Here is a 17491-nt window from a genome sequence, read left to right as displayed (position 1 = left end):
CCGAAGATGCCTACTGTCAAGGATTCACCTGAAAATTTGAAATCTGCTTTGCTTGAAATAGAGAAATGGGAAAAAGAACAGAAGGATTTATGGTTTTGGGAAAAGCTTGGGCGTTTGCCATTTATGCTGCTCGACAAAATTACTCCAAAGTTTATACAGGAAAAACTTGGACTTGCAGTGGATGAGATCGGAAGCTATATTCAAAATGGCGGGAAATATTTGATTTCGGAGCGTTCGGTTATTGATAAACTGCATCAAAATGCTGCTCAGAACGATGTGTTTCTTGGAGCCGATCATGAAGTGACGACCATTAACGATGCGGCTGATATGCCGTTGTCTATTTTAAACTTAACTGCTGAGCAATTGGCCTCCAGTCGTTCGAAAATGGCCACGCTTCAAGGGGCAACGACAGGAATTGGCGGCATTTTTACATTAGCGATCGATATTCCAGCCATACTCGGCTTATCGCTGAAGATCATTCAAGAAATTGCGATTTGCTACGGATTTGATCCAAAAAGCAAGGAAGAACGTGTATTTGCAGTTAAAGTAATGCAATTTGCTTCTTCAGATATTGTAGGGAAAAAAGCGATACTTGATGAGCTCAGTGCTTATGAGGAAGTGAACCGTAGCAATCAAATGCTGTCGCAGCTGCAGGGCTGGAGTGAAGTGGTTGCTGTTTATCGGGACAATTTTGGCTGGAAGAAGCTATTTCAAATGATACCTGTGGCAGGCATGTTATTCGGAGCGTTCATCAATCGGGGCATGCTGAACGATGTTGCAGAAGCAGCAACCATGCTGTATCGAAAACGCAGAGTATTGATAAAGCTGGGGGAAAATGAGGCGAAAGCATAATGACGACGAGCAGCATGAGAAAGAACATAGCCGAGCAAGCGATTGCTTTCCTAGGTGAAGCGTATTATGAGCTTGGAAAAACCGAAGAAGAAGCGAAGCGGCGAATTGAAGAAGTGCTGAAGCAATTAGAGGATACTGGTTATTATACACATACGTATGAAGAGCTAAGGCATGGTGCAAAGATGGCGTGGCGGAACAATAACCGCTGTATCGGTCGATTGTTTTGGCAGACGCTGGAAGTATTCGACGCACGCGATATAGTGGATGAGCTAGATGCCGCAAAACGAATCTTCCAACATATGAGCTATGCAACAAATGGAGGCAGGATTAGGCCAGCTATTACGATTTTTCCTGCCAGCCACTCCCAAAATAACATAAGAATTTGGAATCATCAGCTCGTACGCTATGCAGGTTACCGCGAGGGGGAAGTTATTATTGGCGATCCTGACTCCGCAGCCTTTACAGCTGTTTGTGAGAAGCTTGGCTGGAGTGGTGAAGGTACTCGATTTGACGTGCTTCCGCTAGTCATTTCGCTTTCAGGGAAATCGCCTAAATGGTATGAGCTGCCTAAAGAGAACGTGCTTGAGGTTGCTTTGACTCATCCTGAAAATCAGGAGTTCGAGCAGCTCGCATTGCAGTGGTACGCCGTTCCTTTTATATCCGATATGGAGCTTGAAATTGGTGGAATCATGTATAAGGCTGCTCCTTTTAATGGATGGTACATGGGTACAGAAATCGGAGCGAGAAACCTATCAGACACCAGTCGCTATAATCAGCTACCGAGTGTTGCAAAACTTTTTCAATTTGATATGTCAACGAATACTTCGTTATGGAAGGACCGTGCTTTAACGGAGCTAAATGTAGCTGTACTGCATTCATTCAAAAAGCAGGGCGTCAGCATTGTTGACCATCATACAGCATCGGAGCAGTTTCTACGTTTTGAGAAGCAAGAGCAGGAGCAGGGGAGAGCAGTGACCGGTCGTTGGTCATGGCTAATTCCGCCTATGTCACCCGCTACAACAGGCATATGGCATCGCAGCTTTGATGATACGGAACGAACGCCTGCATATCGAGTGCAAGCTGTTCCATATTAAACAAATAATGTGTTAAATGTAGTAAGATAAATAGAGGAATGTTAGTCCATGAATTGGGCTAATCTCCTCTATTTTTTTATTTTAAGCATGTGAGGTTGAATTTTGAGATGAACTGGCTTTTACAGAGAAAATTATGAATGCCTAATTGTTTTAATAGGAGACTAAAAAAATAGGGAGGCTCTTTATGGGTGAATTTATTAGTCATGTACAGATTCCAGTGAAAAACTTGGAAGAAGCAGCTTCATGGTATATTACCAATCTCGATTGTACGTTACATGCTAATTTCGGTGAATTTGCTATTATAGGCTTTAAGGAAGATAAAACGCATATCTTTTTGTGGCAGTCTTCAGATAAGGAAACATCAACGTTTACAGTTAACGGGGAACCGTTTCCGAGCATCGGTTTTCAGGTAGAGGATATGGATGAGCTTTGCAGAAAGCTATTTGAAGCTGGCGTTAAGGTACACGGTGACCCACAAGCACCGTCAGGAGAAGAAGGAAGAAGGTTTTTGAAATTTTTTGATCCTGATGGCAATATGTTGGTCGCACATACCATATAGGAATGTTAATTTTGGTAAACTGTAATCAACTGATAGACTTTTATTAGCTGACGTTAAATGATATTTGAATCATATATTTGGATGAGCAGGCGCTAATCAGCCTGCTCTTTTTATTGGCTATAACGATTTCTACTAAAAGCTTTCATCTAGCGTTTCTTAGCAGGAGATCCTCAAAAATTACGCAACATAAAATTATGAATATACGTCGAAGTAGATGTATGTACTTTTAATTTGAATGTTAGAGAGGCAGGGGTTCTTGTGCAAAAGTTTGTCTGCTTGGTATTGTTTATTGCGGTTTGTATATCTGGTTGTTCCACAAAGTCTGATTCCGCAGCATCAGACCGAACTACCGAAAATACTGTAGTTGAAGAAAATCTGCCATTGGCACAATTGCCAGTGAATGAAATAAAGGAAATTGTTATCATAGAACCTGATGGCATAGATTTAGAGCCAATGACTAAACCATTAGCGACTCTTAGCGAGAAAAACGAATTTCAAGCAATCTCAGATGCAATAAAAGATGCGGTTAGAGCTACAGGGGAGGTTGTTGCTATCGGACCGAACTATGACATTGTCGTAAAATATTCATCTTCAGAGCAACGTTTTCGATATTGGAATAGCAAACCTCTAAAAATGATTACAGATCTTGAAGTACAAAAGTCATATTTCATAAGTGAAGAAGCGATCAATCAAATTGATGAGTTAATCAACAAGCGGATGACAAACGGTGTAAAGGATTAGGTTAACAATGATCTGAACAAATAACTGAACGAGGCAGCCGTTAGGATGACAGCTTTCCCGTGCTACTTTGAGGTTTAGTTCGATTTATTTTAAAGGGAAGATGGAGGCATTACAAAGGTGAGGAAAAATATGAATATCGTACTAATCGGTATGTCAGGAGCAGGTAAAAGCACTTTAGGTGTGCTGCTTGCAAAAGCTTTAGGAATGGATTTCATCGATACAGATCTCGTTATTCAACAACAAGAAGGTAGGTTGCTGCAAGAAATAATTGATCATGATGGTATCGACAAATTTATGGAAATCGAAGAGAAAATAGTTTCTGAATTGAAACTCAAAAACTGTGTTATTTCTACAGGTGGAAGTGTTATCTATTCAAATAAAGCTATGAAAGCCTTGAAACAGTTTGGGCATACCGTTTATTTGCATGTCCCATATGAAGAGATTCAAAGGCGACTCATAAACATAACAACTAGAGGGATTGTAATGAAGAAAGGAAATAGCCTGAAGGACGTTTATGAGGAAAGAGTGCCGCTATACATGAAGTATAGTGATAAAACTTTTGATTGCTCAAATAAGGATATCGAACATTGTGTTAGTGAAATTATAGAGAGCATGAAGAAATAAAGGAGCGAAATAGCGCACCTAATGTTTAACATGTATTACATAATTACTCGTGTAAGGGGAGTAGAAACAGCTTGAGGCCGTACGGGAGAATAATATTCATCTCATTTCGGGCCATGCTGAAGATGATTGCTATATCGTATTTTTAAGCTCTTTCGCCTGCATATCCAGCTGTCGCGCCGCTTCCCCGATGCTCATGAATTCATCGACAGCCCGTTGAATGCGCAGCTGGCTTTCCGCAACAACCTCTTGTGAGAGTTTGGTGCCGTTTACGACCTCTTGAACATGGTTTACGATATCTTCTACATACCCATTAACTTCTTTGGTTGCTTCCTGGACTTGACCAGCCAGCTTGCGCACCTCTATCGCGACCACATTGAAGCCCCGGCCATGCTCACCGGCATGTGCAGCTTCGATTGCCGCATTTAAAGACAAAATATTCGTTTGCGACGCAATATCGCGGATGGTACGAACGATTTTACGAATGAAGCTTGTTTGTTGTTCCAGAAGGTGAAGGACAGTCATATTATCGCTTGCACCTACAGCCACTTTTTCAATTGCTGCTTCCACTTCTTGGCTGTGTGATATCCCTTCTTGGGCACGGCTGAGCAGCTCCTCGGACATTTTTAGCAAATTTTCTGTCATCTGAGAAGTAGCCTGTTCGCGGGCATTAATATCGGTTGCCATTTTTAAAATCGCAATAACACGACCTTCTTCATCTCTGACCGGCATGTAAGTGGCCTCCAGCCAGATTGCATTTCCGGTTTTTGTAATCCGCAAAATTTTATTCTGAAAGGGTAGTCCATTGCGCAAGTCTTCCCAGAGTTTGGCATACTCAGTGCTATTCACAAATTGTGGCGAACAAAATTGCTTATGCAGCATGCCTGGCATCTCTGAGGAGTGATAACCCATAGCTTGCGCAAAATTTTCGTTTGCCCATAAAACCTTCCCTTGAATATCGAATTCAATCATGGCGAGCGACTGCTCAATAGCTGTAAGAACAGCTCGCTTGTCCAATACCTGGGTAGTCATATGTAGCACGGCGTTCGATTCTGTCATGTAGAGATTCTCCTTCATTCGTTCGAATGCTTATAGTAAGCAAAAATAGCCTCCACAACATTCTACAAACATTATACAAGTTGTGCAAGATATTATTATCAAGGGTTTGAAACGCACTTGGAACATGTTTGAAATTCTATCATTTTCAGTTGAGAGATTAATGTGATTGGTTCTCTCATCTGATGTCGCGAAGAGGCGAGATATGCTATTCTAAGTAGATGACATCAGCTTGTTTGGAGGAATTATAAACGTGGATTTTAATATGCATTATTTATCCTTTTTCGTTATTCATACCGATGGTGAAGAGAGTGCCACATCATCAGGAAAACGGTTTAAACATTATCAGACTCTAGAAGAGGACACGTATGAAGATAGTGAAATTCAAAGGTTTTTGGATGATGAATTTAAACGGATCGTCAAAAGAAAAGTAGAGCGCAATCCTAACTCAGCAGGCGCGCCAACGAAGATTGGACGATTTATGGTTGAGCCCGGTTATGAACTCGGCAGCAATCAGAACTACAATTTATTTCAGCGGCTGCGTGACGCGGATTCCAAGGAGCGCTTTATCGGCATTGCCGACGAGCTCGTTCGAATCTACATGGATACGAGTGCAGTAAGGGGAGGCGCATTTATTATTGCGTTATCCAAGCTTAATACATATTTCGATGAGCCGTTTTTATTTTTGCTGAAATGTGATTTTGAGCCTAAGATTGCTCGTATTTCGGATGAAAAAAGCTTAATCTCCCAGGTGGAGATGGCGATATCTGCTCGCAGCATCAAATCGATTCAGTATCCGCATATGCCGGAGGAGGGCATGCTAGAGCATTGGGAGCTAAAAATTCATCAGGCGTCGCACGCTCGATATTTTGAAGATTTCTTAAAATATGTTTCTTATGAGAAGCCTTTACCTGAGGTCATGGGTGAGCAAGTGGTGGAGATGGTTCATCAATATATTGCGGATAAGTGGCAAGAGGATGAAAGCTCGGAGCGCCGCGAGGAAGAAAATGCGGTTGAGGTGTGGGCGGCAAGTGAGAAGCGCGACCTTCAGGAGTGGTGGACGCCGGAGCAGGTAGAAGTTGCAGCAGCGGCATTAGTTGAGCAGAAGCCGGATTTACCTTTTACATTTAAACTAGGCGACGTTACAGTAAAAGGACTGCTTGCTGACTTTGGCGACAGCATCCATTTTGCCAAGCATAACGGACGTTACGTCGTCGTAATTGAAGGGGATTCCTTCCAATTCGATAAAGGCATGTCGCCGGTTGAGCTCGTACAGCCGCTTGATCTGGTTGATGTTATGCCTCGTATCGGAAGCAAGAAGCCTACTGAGGATGCGGATTCCGGATATAGCTACACCCCTGCTGGAGAAGGCACAGGCAATAACGATGATGTTCCATGGTAAGTCATCTAGTACGTATGAAATTTCACTTTGAAGGAGAGGATATTTAAGTGGACAACTTATTTTTTATAGAAATAGGCATGGGATGCGATCTACACGGTCAAAATATTACAAAGGCATCGGTGCGCGCGGTACAAAACGCGATTCATCATAACTCGATGCCCGGACTGCGATCCGTACTGCCAGGAGGAACGCTTGATAACATGAAGGTGCGGGTAAGGCTTGCACTTCCTTGTGATCATGAGCTTCTTGACGTTGAGCAGGTAAAAGCAGTGCTGCCGTATGGACAAGTGACTGTAGAAGTCATACACGGCGGCATGCTGACGACTAGCGGTGTAGTACTGCCGGACAAAGATGATAAAAACGATTTGATTTACATCGTTAATGCATCGGTTGAGGTGGGCTACTAGTAGCATCTCCATTGCAAAAGGGAGAAGACGATGGTTTTAAAGCTTGCACTATTCGTATTATTGCTTGTATTTACAGCTTTTTTTGTCGCGACTGAATTTGCAATTATTCGTATGCGATCAAGCCGCGTCAATCAGATGGTAGCAGAGGGCATGAAAAATGCTAGAGCGGTTGAGCAGGTAACGAGCAAGCTGGACGGTTATTTATCTGCCTGCCAGCTCGGCATTACGATTACAGCGCTTGGCCTCGGATGGTTGGGAGAACCAACGATTGAGCTTATATTGCACCCTTTATTTGATCGGATACATATCGAGGGCGAGCTAAGCTCGGTGCTTTCGTTTGTCATTTCCTTCATCATTGTAACGTACTTGCATGTCGTGCTAGGAGAACTTGCTCCCAAAACGTTAGCCATCATTAAATCGGAAGAAGTCAGTCAGTTTACAGCTCCGATTATCATCGTTTTTTATAAGGTGATGTATCCGTTTATTTGGCTTCTCAACGGATCTGCGAACTCCTTGGTAAGATTGCTGGGCTTAAAGCCAGCGAATGAGCATGAGGCTCATTCCGAAGAAGAAATTCGCATCATTTTGTCGGAAAGCTATGAGAGCGGAAAAATTAATAAAAGTGAGTATGGCTATGTCAACCGGATTTTTGCGTTTGATGAGCGGCTTGCAAGAGAAATTATGGTTCCTCGGACGGATATGGCCTGTTTGTATGTAGAACATACTCGCGAGGAGAACCTCGAAATTATAATAAGAGAACAATACACCCGTTTCCCTGTAGCCAAAGGAAGCAAAGACAATATCATTGGGATCTTAAATACAAAGCAATTTTTTCTCCGCTATGAAACAAACCGAGATATCGACGTAACATCTCTGCTTCAGCCCGTTATGTCGGTTCCTGAAGTCATGCCGATCAATAAGCTGCTCCGCAAAATGCAGCAGGAACGCGTTCAAATTGCAATTCTGTTGGACGAGTATGGTGGAACGGCGGGGCTCATCACTATCGAAGACATCATAGAAGAAATTGTAGGGGAAATCCGTGATGAGTTCGATGAGGATGAAGTGAAAGAAATCGAATATATTGAGCAGCAGCGTTATTTGGTTAACGGCAAGGCACTGATTAGTGATTGGAATGAGATTGCTGGAACTGATCTTGAAAGTGAAGAAGTAGATTCTGTAGGCGGTTGGCTCTTTAATCAGAAGCCCGAGCTTCCTATCGGAGAGCCGTGGACCTATGGGAATATGACCTTTATTATTCGTGAACGTGACGACAATCGAATCCGGAAAATCGAAATTCATACCGATTTGATCGAAAATGAAATGGGAACCTACGGACATGCATAGGCTTGTATAGAGTGAGTAATTTTCAGTCTATTTCTAGGAGGAGATTGGGCGTTGGGCGATTTAATTAATGCGATTATTATGGGTATCGTGGAGGGCCTTACTGAGTTTTTACCAGTTTCATCAACGGGTCACTTGATTTTAACAGCGGAGCTGTTGAATTTCACAGGTGATCGAGCGAAAACCTTTGAGGTGGTCATTCAATTTGGCGCAGTGCTGGCTGTGCTTGTGTTATACCGAAATCGGTTTGCGAGTTTACTTAATTTCAAGGTAGGCAAAAATTCGGGTTTGAATGCTCTTCACATCATTATTGCAATGGCACCGGCGGGAGCTTGTGCTGTTTTGCTTCATTCGTTTATAAAAGGCGAGTTGTTCGTTGCTGAGAAGGTGCTGATTGGTCTTGTAGCGGGCGGAATACTGATGATTATCGCCGACCGTGTACGAAAGAAGCCAACTGCAGAGGAGCTTGATGACATTACCTACAAGCAGGCCTTTGCTGTTGGATGTTTTCAGATACTCGCATTATGGCCGGGCTTCTCGCGTTCAGGCTCGACGATATCTGGCGGCATGCTGTTTGGTGTGAGCCAGAAGGCTGCGGCCGAATTTACTTTTTTAGTATCCGTTCCGATTATGGCTGGAGCGAGCGGAATAGACCTACTTAAAAGCCGAGAGTTTCTCACGATGTCGGATTTGCCTCTGTTTCTAGTTGGACTAATAGCTGCATTTATTGTAGGGATGATTGCGGTCGTAACGTTCATAAACATGATGAAAAAAATTAGGCTTTCATGGTTTGCCTATTATCGTTTTGCGCTCGCAGCACTTTTTTATTTTATTATTTTATAAATGGAGAAAACACTGATTTTCGACAAAATTATCGAGAATGATTTTCAACTACATATAATGTAGCAAAAATTCGCTTGGATCAACTATCATTAATTTATATCCAATCGATCATTTTTTCTAATAAATCCAAGATAATCAGGGCAAATTGCCCTGATTTCTTTGTTTTGTGGATGAATAACGATCTTTTTCCATAAAATTGTAATTTAGGAGCGTGAAATCATCGTTGATGGATTTGTCTGATTATGTTAGGTTAATAATTATTGAAGCACTTTTGAAGCACTAATTTTAAGTTAACTATGAAAACTAATGATGATTTTATGTTTATGAGAGGTGGATATTGTTGCAACTTCAGGTAACGAACAGTCCTTTTAATCAAGAGCAAGTTGACCTTCTGAATCGCCTTGTACCATCACTAACGGAGTCTCAGCAAATTTGGCTGACAGGTTATTTGTTTGCTCGTCAAGCATCAGCAGGTCCGTTAACGATTAGTGCGGATGTGCAGGCTGTCTCCGAGGGAGCAGCAGTTGCAGAAGTTATTTCAGCTATCAGTCAACCAGCGGTTTCCCGTGAGGTAACGGTATTGTTTGGCTCTCAAACCGGCAATTGCCAGCGGGTAGCTACCAGCTTATCGCGCAAGCTGGAAGAACAGGGTCTGCAAGTAACACTTGCGCCAATGAATAAGTTTAAGACGAACAATTTGAAAAAAGTCGAAAACCTGTTTTTGGTTGTCAGTACTCATGGTGAAGGGGAACCGCCGGATAATGCGAAGAGCTTCCACGAGTTCCTTTACAGCAAGCGAGCTCCACAGCTAGAAAATGTAAGCTTTTCTGTCTTGTCGCTTGGCGATACGTCGTATGAATTTTTCTGTCAAACGGGTAAAGACTTTGATCAACGTCTTGAAGAGCTTGGCGCAAAACGTATTGTTCCTCGTGTAGATTGTGACCTCGATTACGATGAGGCTGTTGCTGGCTGGTCAGCAGAGGTTATCAGCTCATTAAATGATCGTTTGAATGCTGCCTCGGGAACGACTGCAGCTATAGCGCAAACTAGCAGCGAAACAACACCAGAACAATCCGCCTATTCGCGAAACAACCCTTTTAAGGCTGAAGTTCTTGCGAATATTAACTTGAATGGCCGTGGCTCTGATCGGGAAACTCGTCATTTGGAGCTGTCGCTTGAAGGCTCTAATTTACAATATGAACCAGGGGATAGCCTTGGTATTTATCCGGAAAATCATCCAGAGCTCGTGGATGCGATTATTAAGCAAATGAATTGGAACGCTGAAGAAGTTGTTCCGATCAATAAGAGCGGTGAGCAAGGCTCATTGCGTGAAGCTCTACTTAAGTATTATGAAATTACAGCCCTAACGAAACCGCTGATCACGCAAGCAGCCGAACTGACTTCGAACTCAGCACTTCGTGAACTGCTGGCTCAAGGGCAAGAACAAGCGCTTAGAAGCTATATCAACGGTCGGGATCTGCTTGATTTATTGCAGGATTTTGAGCCTTGGCAAGGAAGCGCAAAACAATTTGTTGCTATCTTGCGTAAGCTGCCAGCAAGACTTTATTCCATTGCGAGCAGTTTTAAAGCGAATGAGGATGAGGTTCATCTTACCGTGAGAGCTGTTCGTTATGAGTCTCATGGTCGTGAGCGTTATGGGGTATGCTCCGTACATTGTGCAGAGCGTGTACAACCAGGCGACAGTCTGCCGATCTATATCCAACAAAATCCGAATTTCAAGCTGCCTGCGGATACGAATACTCCAATTATTATGATTGGTCCAGGTACTGGTGTTGCTCCATTCCGTGCATTCCTTGAAGAGCGCGAGGAAATTGGCGCAGAAGGAAAATCATGGCTGTTTTATGGAGATCGCCACTTTGTTACGGATTTCCTATATCAGACCGATTGGCAAAGAATGCTTAAAGACGGCGTTTTGACCAAACTTGATGTGGCTTTCTCCCGCGATACGGAAGAGAAGGTATATGTACAGCATCGTTTGCTGCAGAAGAGCCGTGAACTATTCGAATGGCTTCAAGCCGGCGCTTATGTTTATATTTGCGGTGATGAGAAACATATGGCACATGATGTGCATACGGCTCTATTAACTGTCATTGAGCAAGAGGGCGGATTAAGCGCTGAGCAAGCGGCAGCTTATTTGAATGATATGCAGGATCAACAACGCTACCAACGTGATGTTTATTAATAAATAGATAACAACAAGAGTACTTGAATGATTGCGAGAGGAGACAGCAACAATGGCGAAAGAGCAGTTGGTAAAACCTATCGGTGGACCGCCAAGTGAAGTTGAGCATATCAAAAGCGAAAGCAACTATTTGCGCGGCGCATTAGTAGAAACGATGAGCAATCCGATTACAGGCGGTTTGCCTGAGGATGACAATCGGTTGTTGAAGTTTCATGGAAGTTATATGCAGGATGACAGGGATTTGCGCAACGAACGTGAAAAGCAGAAGCTTGAGCCTGCATTTCAATTCATGATCCGGGTGGTACTGCCAAGCGGTGTAGCAACCTCTGATCAATGGCTTGCCATGGATGAATTAGCTCACAAGTACGGAAACGGGACTTTGCGTCTCACGACACGTCAAACGTTCCAAATGCATGGCATTTTGAAATGGAATTTGAAGCCTACGCTTCAAAAAATCAATAGCGAGCTGATGACTACACTTGCTGCCTGCGGTGACGTCAATCGGAACGTTATGTGCAGTCCAAATCCTTTTCAATCGAACCATCATGAGGAAGTAAGCTACTGGGCACGTCAAGTGAATGATCATTTGGCGCCGCGTACTCGCGCTTATCATGAAATTTGGTTGGATGGAGAAAAGGTAATCGATGGTAACGAGGATGGAGCGGAAGTAGAGCCGATCTACGGACCTGTATATTTGCCGCGTAAGTTCAAGATTGGATTTGCGATTCCGCCTTTTAATGATGTAGATGTATTCTCTCAAGACATCGGCTACATTGCAATCGTAGAAGATGGCAAGCTGAAGGGCTTTAACATTTCCGTTGGCGGCGGTATGGGGATGACACACGGCGATACAACGACTTATCCGCAGCTTGGTAAAGTGATTGGCTTCTGTCCGCCGGAGCGAATTGTCGAGTTAGCAGAGAAAACCGTTATGATTCAACGTGATTATGGCAACCGTTCGGTTCGCAAAAACGCTCGGTTTAAATATACGATTGACCGTCATGGGATTGAATGGTTCAAAACCGAGCTGCAAAACCGTCTTGGCTGGCATCTTGAAGAGGTACGCCCTTATCAATTCCAAAATAACGGAGACCGTTATGGCTGGTTGAAGGGAAGCAACGGTAAATGGAATTTGACGTTGTTTATCCAGAGCGGACGTATTGAGGATCAAGAAGGCAACCCGCAAATGACTGGTTTACGCGAAATCGCCAAAATTCATACAGGCGACTTCCGCATTACTCCGAATCAGAATCTTATTATCGGTAATGTCAGCAGCCAGAAGAAACGTAAAATTACGGAGCTAGCAGAGCAATACGGACTTACGGACGGTACGCAGCACTCTGCGCTGCGCCGAAGCTCATTATCTTGTGTTTCGTTGCCGACTTGCGGTCTTGCTATGGCGGAAGCAGAACGTTACCTTCCAACACTGATCGATAAGCTGGAGCCGATTATTAATGAAGCAGGACTGCGTGACCAGGAGATCAACATTAGGATGACTGGATGCCCGAACGGCTGCGCAAGACCAGCGCTTGGAGAAATCTCATTTATCGGCAAGGCACTCGGCAAATACAATATGTATATGGGCGCGGGCTATGCAGGTGATAGATTAAACAAGCTTTACCGTGAAAATATCGATGAGACCGAAATACTCGATACTTTAAAACCGATTATTAATCAGTATGCGAAGGAACGGGAAACGGGCGAGCATTTCGGAGATTTCGTAATCCGCGCGGGTTATGTAAAGGCTGTTCATGATGGTCAACAATTCCATAACTAATATAAGCATAATTTAAGCAAAAGAAGACTAAGGCGATATGCCTTAGTCTTCTTTGTTATGAAGAGCACGATGAATCATCGATGAAATAAGATTGACCCTATTCATTAAATGTGTTAATTTGGTGAAAATCATCGGAGTGGAGCGTGCTTATGCCAAAATCAGCGATATTAATTAAACCAACGATCGAATACCGCGACGCGTATATATCCTTTTATGAGGACTGGATAAAGAGCGGCGAAGATATGGTGCCGTGGGTCATTGAGAGAGAACCGGAAGATTTTAATGCCATGATAGATTTTTTGTATGCTGAAGATACCGAATCCAAAATATCAAGCAGTGATCGTGTTCCACATTCCACTTATTGGCTCCTAAGTGAGGACAACTTAATTGTAGGAGCGGTTAATATTCGGCATCGCTTAAATGAAAAACTGCTCAATCAAGGCGGCCATATCGGATATGGCGTTCGTCCATCGGAGAGAAGAAAAGGGTATGCTAATATCATATTATCAAACACGTTGGAGCTGTTAAAAGATTGGGGCCATCAAAAAGTGCTAGTTGTTTGCGATAAAGGGAATATCGGGTCAGAAAAAACGATTTTAAAAAACGGTGGCGTGATGGAATCAGAATTCGTAGAGGAAAATGGCAATATTATTAAAAGGTTTTGGATAGACCTATAATCAATGCAGCTAGCTATTTTTTTAGCATTTGCAAACCATAAGCAGGTTTCCGTCAGGGTCTTTAAAGCTGAAAAAGTGACCATGTTCAATTTCGCTTACAAGCTCTACATTCTTATCACGCATGAATTGAAAAGCTGCATGGATGTCATCCGTATTAAAATGAAAAATAGGTGTTCTTGCATAGGTGTCTTCTGTATAGATTTTACTGTCTAAAACAAGGTTTTGGCCGTTGTTATCTAAAGGAATACAGCATAAATGACCTGCGATGATATCATAGGTAGGATCCAATTCAAGAATGGAGCAATACCATTCACGAGCTTTTTCAATATCGCTAACCGTAACAAAGATTGCTCCTACTCTATTCATAATAATACCCATCATGAAACACTCTCCTTTAATTTTACATTTATTCTATCATGCTTTGAGGGCTAGCTCACATCATTTCTTCCATTATTATTAAAAAAAGAGGTTATTCCAATTGCTCGGAATAACCTCTTTAACTTATTGATCGCGAAGCAGTTTCTTATCAAGAATAAATGTGCCAAACGGAAGGAAAGCTGCGATAAACGCTGCTGCTGCCTTTAGAATCGACCAGCGGTGTTTAATCCATACATGGAAGACAGCAAGGATATAAAGAACGAATAAGAGGCCATGAAGTCCGCCTACAATAGTCACGGGTTCTGGAATATCAGCCCAGTATTTGAGGGGCATTGCTATTAAAAGCAGTAATAGAAAAGATAACCCTTCGATGAAACCAACGACCCGCAGACGACCCATTGCGGTTTTAAGCATTAAAAAACCTCCAATTAATAAGATTACGAGCGAGGCTCTAGTCCTGCCCACAATAGTTCTACGATTTCGAACGCGGCTTGTTCCACTGTTTTTTCATTATTAATGATTTCTTTACGATTTCGAACCGTTAACATAGCTGTAAAGACATGAGCAAGCAGCATCGAATCACCTCGTTTGATTTCGCCCTCGTCCATTGCCTTCTGAAATACACTCCCAATTAATTCGTGTATCGCTTGCTCACTCGTACGAATGCTCGTAATTTGCTCCTCAGTCAAACCGCTGGAAGCTTCTCGCATCATCGTTTCAAACTCAACATGAGCATTGTTCATATGGCGTTCAGCAACAACAAGCATTCTTTCCTTCAGTGACCCGGTGCTGCTAACAATTTTTGAAGTTTGATCATAAGCCATCTTTAGAACAAATTGAAGACATTCCGTGAACAAAACGCTTTTATTATTAAAATAATAATAAACGCTTGCTTTAGTAACCCCGCATGCTTGGGCTACACTTTCTAATGAAACTTTTTCGAAACCTTGCTCCATAAATAAAAAGGCTGCTGTGCGCAAAATTTGCTGCATCGTCTGAATTGAACCTGTGCCTTTGGGCCGGCCTGGTTTGCGTTTTATTTGGTCCTCGCTCATCGACATGCCCTCCATTCATCAAATTGTAATAAATATGAATTGATTAATTAACCTTTCGGTATATATAATTAAATTATCGCTTGAGTTAATTTTAAACGATATTAGTCGTAATGTGAAATGGAGGATTTGTCAAATGATCGAAAGATTAGCAGGAATGGTCGCTGGACGACGTACAAGGTGGATAACATTAGTTGCGTGGATTGTATTAGCCGGGCTGCTAACTGTATTTCTGCCAGCTGTGGGCGACAAAGAAGTAAGCAATGCTCCAAACCTAGAGGCTGACAGCCCGTCCGTTGTCGCTGATCAATTAATAAAGGATAAGTTTCCAAGCTCCTCTGGCATTCCAGCTTTGGTGGTCTGGCATCGAGAAGGCGGCTTAACAGAAGCGGATTATGCGCTTATTCAAAAAACGACGCAGAAGATTGTTGAAAATCCGTTGAAAGAGCAAGGCGAGGTTATACCTCTTCATCAAATGCCTTTACCTGCTTTGCAAAAATTTGCTTCTGAAGACGGAACGACACTCGTTCAGCCGATTCAGTTCGGTGAAGCAACAGAAACTGAAGTTTTGAAGGAAAATATTGAGTCCATAAAAGCTATCATCGGAGAAGCATCAGGTAAAGAACCTTTTTCCGTACCTATCGATGATGATGCTGAATTAAGCGTGCGTGTTAGCGGTCCTGTTGGTATTTCAGTTGATGCAACCGATTTGTTCAAAGGAGCGGATGTATCACTGATGATCGCAACGGTACTTATCGTACTAGTCTTGCTGCTCCTCATCTACCGCTCACCGATTCTTGCTATCATTCCACTAATTGGTGTTGGATTTGCTTATGCTGTTACAGGACCATTGCTTGGCTTTATGGCAGGTGAAGGCTGGATAACGGTGGATGGGCAAGCTATATCCATTATGACTGTGCTCTTATTCGGAGCGGGTACTGATTATTGTTTATTTTTCATCTCGCATTTCCGTCAAGAGCTTACTCGTGAAAGTGATAAAATGAAAGCACTAAAACGATCGTTCAAGGACGCCTCAGGTGCTATTGCAATGAGCGGCTTTACGGTAGTTCTTTCTTTGCTAGCTTTGCTTGCGGCTAAGTACGGTGCTTATGATCGCTTCGCAATTCCATTCAGTTTATCGATCCTTATTATGGGAATCGCAAGTTTGACGCTGGTTCCGGCATTGCTTTCAATTATTGGAAGAGCCTCATTTTACCCGTTTATTCCGCGTACAGATGCAATGGCGCATGCACATGCGGACAAAAAAGGAAAAGTGTACCGTAAGCCGAACACGGAGAAGAAGCTCGGCACCAAAATTGGAAAGCTTGTTATAACGAAGCCGTGGATGGTTGTTATCACCTCTGTTTTGATACTAGGAATTTTCGCAAGCTTCTCCAGTCAAATTAAATTTACTTATGATCTGCTGTCTTCTTTTCCAGAGGATATGCCTTCAAGAGAGGGTTTTGAAGTAATTTCGAAGTCATTTACGCCAGGAGATTTAGCACCGATTACAGTGGTTGCTGCGACGGATGGTGCAGTGCCTGAGTTAGCAGAAAAGCTTGCTGCTGTGCCGCTTGTTGATCATGTTCAGGAGCCGCAGCCGAGCGTTAATGACCCTAATTTACAATCGTATACGGTCATCTTGAATACGAATCCATATTCCCAGGAAGCAATGGAGACGATTCCGTTACTCCGTGCGGCGGCAGAAGCTGCGCTTACGAATGGAAACGTTGCTGAGGCTGATCAAAAAGTATGGATCGCTGGCCAGACAGCTACGCAATATGATGCCAAGGTGCTGACGGATCATGATAATAATGTCATTATTCCTTTAGTTATCGGACTCATCATGATTCTGCTGTTTGCTTATTTAAGATCCATTACTGCAACATTGTACTTAATCGGCACTGTATTGCTGTCGTATGCAGCCGCACTAGGCTTAGGCTGGGTGATCCTGCATTACATCATGGGCGTTGACGCCATTCAAGGTGCAATTCCGCTTTATGCATTCGTTTTCCTCATTGCGCTTGGTGAAGATTACAATATATTTATGATCTCAAGCATTTGGAAAAAGAGCAAAACGCTGCCGCTGAAGCAAGCCATCAAAGAAGGGGTAAGCGAAACAGGCGGCGTTATCACTTCAGCAGGACTTATACTTGCGGCTACGTTTGCCGTGCTTGCAACGCTTCCTATCCAAGTGCTTGTCCAGTTTGGCCTCATAACAGCGATTGGGGTATTAATGGATACCTTTATCGTTCGTCCATTCCTCGTACCGGCTATTACGACTTTACTAGGCAAGAGAGCGTTCTGGCCAGCGAAAGTATCGCTAGTAGAGGAATCCAAGCAGAAGGTAAAAGGATAACAACTAAAAAAGCTGTTTCGAACGTAGCTTCCACTACGGGAGAAACAGCTTTTTTATTGCTATAAATGAAACATTTTTCCAAAAGAAACCGTCTTAACCTAAAGGCATAAATGCCTGCTATAGAGAAAA

Annotated in this window: 17 protein-coding genes; 13 read left to right on the top strand and 4 right to left on the bottom strand. The window is 42.9% G+C overall.

The window, feature by feature from the left end:
* The first annotated feature begins 6 nt into the window (after nt 1-6).
* The 5 genes from ACIFSR_RS02760 (at nt 7) to ACIFSR_RS02740 (ending at nt 3870) form a co-directional block, all read left to right on the top strand.
* Nucleotides 7-852, top strand: coding sequence for an EcsC family protein (locus tag ACIFSR_RS02760; protein ID WP_430054778.1), 846 nt, complete (start codon nt 7-9; stop codon nt 850-852).
* Entirely contained in the window at nt 852-1946 is a 1095-nt protein-coding gene (locus ACIFSR_RS02755) for a nitric oxide synthase oxygenase (protein WP_430054776.1), read from the top strand. Before ACIFSR_RS02760 ends, ACIFSR_RS02755 begins: the two co-directional genes overlap by 1 nt.
* Before the next feature lie 184 nt (nt 1947-2130).
* Nucleotides 2131-2505, top strand: coding sequence for a VOC family protein (locus tag ACIFSR_RS02750; protein ID WP_430054774.1), 375 nt, complete (start codon nt 2131-2133; stop codon nt 2503-2505).
* 258 nt (nt 2506-2763) lie between these two features.
* A complete protein-coding gene (locus ACIFSR_RS02745; protein WP_430054772.1) occupies nt 2764-3246 on the top strand; it encodes a hypothetical protein in 483 nt (160 codons plus the stop codon).
* Between the two features lie 129 nt (nt 3247-3375).
* Nucleotides 3376-3870, top strand: a complete 495-nt coding sequence (locus ACIFSR_RS02740) for a shikimate kinase (protein ID WP_430054769.1) — start codon at nt 3376-3378, stop codon at nt 3868-3870.
* A 129-nt stretch (nt 3871-3999) separates the two neighbouring features.
* Here ACIFSR_RS02740 and ACIFSR_RS02735 read toward each other — a convergent pair whose 3' ends face one another.
* The gene (locus ACIFSR_RS02735) at nt 4000-4926 is read right to left on the bottom strand and encodes a methyl-accepting chemotaxis protein (protein ID WP_430054766.1); all 927 of its coding nucleotides are present in this window, start codon (nt 4924-4926) and stop codon (nt 4000-4002) included.
* A gap of 250 nt (nt 4927-5176) precedes the next feature.
* Here ACIFSR_RS02735 and ACIFSR_RS02730 point away from each other — a divergent pair, with 250 nt between their 5' ends.
* The 7 genes from ACIFSR_RS02730 (at nt 5177) to ACIFSR_RS02700 (ending at nt 13573) form a co-directional block, all read left to right on the top strand.
* Nucleotides 5177-6325, top strand: coding sequence for a DUF3900 domain-containing protein (locus ACIFSR_RS02730; RefSeq protein WP_430054763.1), 1149 nt, complete (start codon nt 5177-5179; stop codon nt 6323-6325).
* A gap of 47 nt (nt 6326-6372) precedes the next feature.
* Complete coding sequence (locus ACIFSR_RS02725) at nt 6373-6732, top strand: Lin0512 family protein (RefSeq protein ID WP_076269289.1); 360 nt, start codon at nt 6373-6375, stop codon at nt 6730-6732.
* Nucleotides 6733-6762: 30 nt separating this feature from the next.
* Nucleotides 6763-8076 (top strand): hemolysin family protein, encoded by a 1314-nt coding sequence (locus ACIFSR_RS02720; RefSeq protein WP_339209091.1) that lies wholly within the window; start codon nt 6763-6765, stop codon nt 8074-8076.
* A 51-nt stretch (nt 8077-8127) separates the two neighbouring features.
* Nucleotides 8128-8916, top strand: a complete 789-nt coding sequence (locus tag ACIFSR_RS02715; protein WP_339209092.1) for an undecaprenyl-diphosphate phosphatase — start codon at nt 8128-8130, stop codon at nt 8914-8916.
* Nucleotides 8917-9256: 340 nt separating this feature from the next.
* A complete protein-coding gene (locus ACIFSR_RS02710; protein WP_339209602.1) occupies nt 9257-11119 on the top strand; it encodes an assimilatory sulfite reductase (NADPH) flavoprotein subunit in 1863 nt (620 codons plus the stop codon).
* Nucleotides 11120-11171: 52 nt separating this feature from the next.
* Nucleotides 11172-12896 (top strand): assimilatory sulfite reductase (NADPH) hemoprotein subunit, encoded by a 1725-nt coding sequence (gene cysI / locus ACIFSR_RS02705; RefSeq protein WP_430054760.1) that lies wholly within the window; start codon nt 11172-11174, stop codon nt 12894-12896.
* 149 nt (nt 12897-13045) lie between these two features.
* Complete coding sequence (locus ACIFSR_RS02700; protein WP_430054757.1) at nt 13046-13573, top strand: GNAT family N-acetyltransferase; 528 nt, start codon at nt 13046-13048, stop codon at nt 13571-13573.
* Between the two features lie 21 nt (nt 13574-13594).
* On the opposite strand, the gene ACIFSR_RS02695 is transcribed toward ACIFSR_RS02700, so the two are convergent.
* The 3 genes from ACIFSR_RS02695 to ACIFSR_RS02685 form a co-directional block, all read right to left on the bottom strand.
* Nucleotides 13595-13954 carry a VOC family protein gene (locus ACIFSR_RS02695; RefSeq protein WP_430054754.1) on the bottom strand — a complete coding sequence of 120 codons (360 nt, stop codon included), beginning with the start codon at nt 13952-13954 and terminating at the stop codon, nt 13595-13597.
* A 120-nt stretch (nt 13955-14074) separates the two neighbouring features.
* A complete protein-coding gene (locus ACIFSR_RS02690; RefSeq protein WP_076269299.1) occupies nt 14075-14365 on the bottom strand; it encodes a DUF3817 domain-containing protein in 291 nt (96 codons plus the stop codon).
* 23 nt (nt 14366-14388) lie between these two features.
* A complete protein-coding gene (locus tag ACIFSR_RS02685) occupies nt 14389-15006 on the bottom strand; it encodes a TetR/AcrR family transcriptional regulator (RefSeq protein WP_339209096.1) in 618 nt (205 codons plus the stop codon).
* 133 nt (nt 15007-15139) lie between these two features.
* On the opposite strand from ACIFSR_RS02685, the gene ACIFSR_RS02680 reads away from it, so the two are divergent.
* A complete protein-coding gene (locus ACIFSR_RS02680; RefSeq protein WP_430054751.1) occupies nt 15140-17362 on the top strand; it encodes an MMPL family transporter in 2223 nt (740 codons plus the stop codon).
* Nucleotides 17363-17491 lie beyond the last annotated feature (129 nt).

The organism is Paenibacillus sp. NRS-1760 (genome assembly GCF_050467785.1).
GTDB lineage: Bacteria > Bacillota > Bacilli > Paenibacillales > Paenibacillaceae > Pristimantibacillus.
Note: the sequence above shows the minus strand (reverse complement) of the source record. Positions and strands in the feature narration are given on the sequence as shown.

What these genes read in the sequence shown, in the direction of transcription:
- ACIFSR_RS02760 (WP_430054778.1), top strand. Translation starts at nt 7, where the DNA reads ATGCCTACTGTCAAGGATTCACCTGAAAATTTGAAATCTGCTTTGCTT.
- ACIFSR_RS02755 (WP_430054776.1), top strand. Translation starts at nt 852, where the DNA reads ATGACGACGAGCAGCATGAGAAAGAACATAGCCGAGCAAGCGATTGCT.
- ACIFSR_RS02750 (WP_430054774.1), top strand. Translation starts at nt 2,131, where the DNA reads ATGGGTGAATTTATTAGTCATGTACAGATTCCAGTGAAAAACTTGGAA.
- ACIFSR_RS02740 (WP_430054769.1), top strand. Translation starts at nt 3,376, where the DNA reads ATGAATATCGTACTAATCGGTATGTCAGGAGCAGGTAAAAGCACTTTA.
- ACIFSR_RS02735 (WP_430054766.1), bottom strand. Translation starts at nt 4,926, where the DNA reads ATGACAGAATCGAACGCCGTGCTACATATGACTACCCAGGTATTGGAC.
- ACIFSR_RS02720 (WP_339209091.1), top strand. Translation starts at nt 6,763, where the DNA reads ATGGTTTTAAAGCTTGCACTATTCGTATTATTGCTTGTATTTACAGCT.
- cysI (WP_430054760.1), top strand. Translation starts at nt 11,172, where the DNA reads ATGGCGAAAGAGCAGTTGGTAAAACCTATCGGTGGACCGCCAAGTGAA.
- ACIFSR_RS02700 (WP_430054757.1), top strand. Translation starts at nt 13,046, where the DNA reads ATGCCAAAATCAGCGATATTAATTAAACCAACGATCGAATACCGCGAC.
- ACIFSR_RS02695 (WP_430054754.1), bottom strand. Translation starts at nt 13,954, where the DNA reads ATGATGGGTATTATTATGAATAGAGTAGGAGCAATCTTTGTTACGGTT.
- ACIFSR_RS02690 (WP_076269299.1), bottom strand. Translation starts at nt 14,365, where the DNA reads ATGCTTAAAACCGCAATGGGTCGTCTGCGGGTCGTTGGTTTCATCGAA.
- ACIFSR_RS02685 (WP_339209096.1), bottom strand. Translation starts at nt 15,006, where the DNA reads ATGAGCGAGGACCAAATAAAACGCAAACCAGGCCGGCCCAAAGGCACA.
- ACIFSR_RS02680 (WP_430054751.1), top strand. Translation starts at nt 15,140, where the DNA reads ATGATCGAAAGATTAGCAGGAATGGTCGCTGGACGACGTACAAGGTGG.